Genomic DNA, 4,150 nt, shown 5'->3' with positions numbered 1-4,150 from the left:
TTTCTCATGTTATCAAGTCTCACAAGCCCTGGTAATGTTCCCGGACTTTCTACAACTAGCCTGTCATCAAACATTTTTATTTGTATATCCGTTCCTTTAATGCTGTAGTCACGGTGGCAAACTGCATTTACGATTATTTCCTTCCATACGAATTCGGGGTATTCAGATTTTGTATGGAACTTACCATCATTGCCTAGTTTGGTAAATTCCTTTATTTGTGTGCCTACAAAATCTAAGGATTTTTGTAGCATTTCCAATATTGTCCCTTCAAATATGGTGTCTTTAATAACATTCATTCTAGTACCTGTTTTTTCAATAACCCCTTGATATTTAATAAATCTTACTCTTGCTCTTGGAAAGTAATGTTGTGGATTTTTTCCAAACAGAAGAATTGCACCACCACTTATTTCATATCCACTATCAGTCTTAGTTATAAATTTTTTACCATCTATTAAGAGTTCTAACGGTGTCTTTGAGTAACCTATAAGGTTGGCATAGTCTTTTACTTTATCCATATCTATATCATCTATACTTGCAGTGTTAACTGGTGCATCTTCGTAAAATCTATCGCCTTTATCGTACATAAGTTGTAAACGCTCTTCAAAGCTTAATTTCTTTGATTTATCGCCTACTCTATAAAACACTTCGTCAGCTTGATTGGTATGAACGTTCTGACTTTGGTGAACTTTAATTAGTAACACTTGATTATCGTTACCTTCACTATCAATGCAGTCTAAGGTTTCAAACTCTACTTTAATTGTTGACTTGCAGAAATCGTACCCAACTCGTAGAAACTCATTTATTTTTGCTTCATAACCTTTTATACCTTCTATATCTCCATTGTCTTTTATACCTATCGCTAATGTACCACCATCAGCATTTGCAAAGGCTACAAATGGTGTTGCTAGGGCTTTAGGTTCTATACGTATGCTTTTTCTGTCGAAGGTTTGATTTTCTTTCATGGTTTGAAATTGTTGTATTGTATACATTTGCTCACCTCTTTTCTTTCAATTTTAGTTTATATTTAATTTTTCTTTTATTATATTATTATACAAAAAAATATTACTATTAAATATGGTCAATTACCTACCTAGAATCTACAGGCTCCTAAGAGTTTACAAACCGCTGTATTAATATTCATTCTTAACCAATTTATTAATGATATCTTTCTGTCGCATCTCTAATACTGATATATCCCATTTATCATATGATATTACTTGTAAGCTACGATTTAAATCTGATATACGCGGTTTTAAATATAGTTCTTTCTTATCTTTAAAATTCTTATTACTAGCTCTAGAATTTTTATTTTTTGATAATAATATTAAATTAGCTATTTTATTATTCCATATTTTTAGCTCTTTGCTGCTAAAGTCAACTAACCATTGACTTGTTAACTTGGGGTTCTGTGGTAGTACGTGTTCAACACTTATTGTACCAAATTTTCTTTTAGACATATTATCTGATAAAATTATTTCCAATTTCAATAATATATACTTTATGAATCTTTTTCCATATACATCCTTATTTAGCACGCCTCTATATTTTACAGTTTCAATATTAAATACCTGTTTTTTTAAAATAGAATTTGTATCCGTATTTGATTCAACTACCTTTAAAATATTATAAATATTAATAGAACGCTTTGACGGTGTAAGTCCTGTAACCCAGTCGGAGATAACTTTGTGTCCAAGTTTTTTTATAAACATCATGATATTATTGGTTTTAAATTTTTTATAGTACAACATTAAACATGACATCCACTCGTTAGCTGGAAAATATTCTTTTAAAATACTAATTATATTCCAAAATTCATTTGATTCACCTATATCGCTATCTAAATCATAATCTTGATTAATAAAAAATCCTTCATAAATTTTTTTATACTCATTTATATAGTCAATGAACTCTTTACCTTTATTCAAATGATACTTTCCAAAAACACCATTTTCAAACTCCTTGTATAAATCTTCCTTCGCTCTTTCTTTTACAATTATCGTTCTTATTAGTGAAATAAGGTTCTCAAAAATGTCTGCACCTAAATCATTCTCCATATTATCCCAGAGTTTCGAGTAATATTCTCTCTCAACATCATTTTCAATTATTTTGGGGACTAGGTTAATAGATTTTAGTATGTCTATTCTACGCAGTTGTAACCCTCTATCGTTTACTATTGTAAATAGCCTAAAAGCATCTTGAAAGTTCTCTGTTATAAGATATAACATTACACATTTTTGCACTAGAAACTGAGCAAAAGTCTCTAGTAAAGATTGATTATTTATTTCTTCAATTTTTAAACTAAAATATTCAATTGCTTGGATTATATTCTGTTGTTCTTTATTTTGTTTTATAAAATTAATATTCTTTGTTCCACCTTTGATCTGTATTATATTTCTAAATAATTGTATTTCTCTCACTTCTAACTTTGATCTTTCGGGTATTCCTTCTAACTCGTTATCTTCTTTAAAAATATATTTATGAAGTGTATCACTATATGAGTCTTTATCAATCCTATCTCTTAGACATGCAAACAAAATCTGTAAAGTTGTTAGCCTCTGCTGCCCATCAATGATATCATACATACTACAAGTACCAAGTGTGGAAGTTTTATGTAAGATAATAGTACCTAAAAAATATTCATTTCCACGTTCTGCATTATATAAATCTTCAAATAATTCTTCCCATTGTTCTTCTCCCCATGAATAAGGACGTTGATATATAGGAATTCTAAAAAAGTAATCATCACTAAAAAGCTCTTTTAAAATAATCTTACTACCATCAATCGACATAATAACCCTCCTCAAAACCCTATCTATGCAGTTGCTCTGCAGAAATATTTACTCTATTGTAATTACTTTTAATTAATACGTTCAATTATGGTGAAAGCGCCATAATTGGAAATTTAGATTATGTATTTCTGATGTTCCAAGACATCTAATAATGTTATGAGTAATAAACAGTATTGTATGTCCAATAAGAATAAATAGTCTTTTACACTTATTCTAATATTATATCTAACCTTGATCATCAAAAGTACTCATTGATTATTATAGCCCTAACACCGACATCTGCCAACATTATCCACTTTACAAAGATACTCTTCTAAAAAAGACAAAATTTCTAATTAACCAATAGAAATCTTGTCTGGTAATATATCCTAAATTCATCAATATACTATTTCTTTTAAAACCGCTTTCTCAGCCATACTCCTAGCAGTATTATAATACCCAACCCTATCCACAAAGTTACAATCGTCTGGAATAGGATTCTTCTTAAGATACTGCTCCTCAATAAGCATAGACATCTCATTAGCTTCGTCATTAACCTTATGACAATGCTCCATCAACTCTCCATTCATAAGCATTTCTCTATACATATAAGACTTATGCTCTTTAAGATACTTAAGCCTCATTCGCCCATATTTCCCAAGGGGTCTTTCATCATATTTAACATCATTAGAAATCTGAATCTTAGGATATAATATCCCATCAACTTCTTCATACTCCAATTCCACCGGCTTAAACTTACTCATCTGAAAGCACCTCCATCATCATCCTAGCTCCGATTTTGAATCCTTCTATGAAGGTTTCAAGATAATAATAGGAGTCTCTTTCATTTTGTGTACTTGAAAATTCATCATATAGTTTAAATTCTGCTTCACTTAATCTGCTTGTAAATTCACTTTCTAGTTTACTAACTCTTCCATTAATCTGTTCAAATTCTTTTCCACTTGGCAAAACCTCTTCATTCCTATATATTTCACCAAAATACAACTTCTCTAATATACGCTTCATTCAAATTCACCTTTCTTATTTTTATTTAAAAGGCAATCCAAACAAAAACATCTTTATATCCACTCACGCCCTACCTTAGCTCAGTACTGACTGAACATATCTACTCAGTACCTATTTTAATAGCAACACGCACCGTAATTTCTCTATTAAAGTTCTTATTTCTGAAATTTGCTATGTCAGTACTAAAGGTACAATAATCGCAGAAGTGTGTAAATTCCTTGATTATTAGCAATCTGCTCGATATAGTACTGTCACTGTCTCCACATGATATGTATGAGGAAACATATCTAAGGGCTGTATCTCTTCTACCCCGTATCCATTTTTAGTTAAATATTTTAAATCCCTTGCTTGGGTTA

Annotated in this window: 4 protein-coding genes; all 4 read right to left on the bottom strand. The window is 30.4% G+C overall.

Features of this window, described 5'->3' with window-relative positions; all coding sequences use genetic code 11:
- The coding region (locus N4A31_04575) for a putative DNA binding domain-containing protein (protein MCT4635502.1) at nt 1-989 on the bottom strand (989 nt) is incomplete at its 3' end.
- 141 nt (nt 990-1,130) lie between these two features.
- On the bottom strand, nt 1,131-2,789 hold the full coding sequence (locus N4A31_04570; protein ID MCT4635501.1) for a DUF262 domain-containing HNH endonuclease family protein: 1,659 nt from the start codon (nt 2,787-2,789) through the stop codon (nt 1,131-1,133).
- Between the two features lie 377 nt (nt 2,790-3,166).
- Nucleotides 3,167-3,532 (bottom strand): TnpV protein, encoded by a 366-nt coding sequence (locus tag N4A31_04565; GenBank protein MCT4635500.1) that lies wholly within the window; start codon nt 3,530-3,532, stop codon nt 3,167-3,169.
- Nucleotides 3,525-3,794: a hypothetical protein gene (locus N4A31_04560; GenBank protein ID MCT4635499.1), complete on the bottom strand. Its 270-nt coding sequence runs from the start codon at nt 3,792-3,794 to the stop codon at nt 3,525-3,527. The genes N4A31_04565 and N4A31_04560 overlap by 8 nt, the downstream gene beginning before the upstream one ends.
- Nucleotides 3,795-4,150: the final 356 nt, after the last annotated feature.

It is taken from the genome of Rickettsiales bacterium, from assembly GCA_025210695.1.
Classification (GTDB): Bacteria; Pseudomonadota; Alphaproteobacteria; order Rickettsiales; family CANDYO01; genus CANDYO01.
Note: the sequence above shows the minus strand (reverse complement) of the source record. Positions and strands in the feature narration are given on the sequence as shown.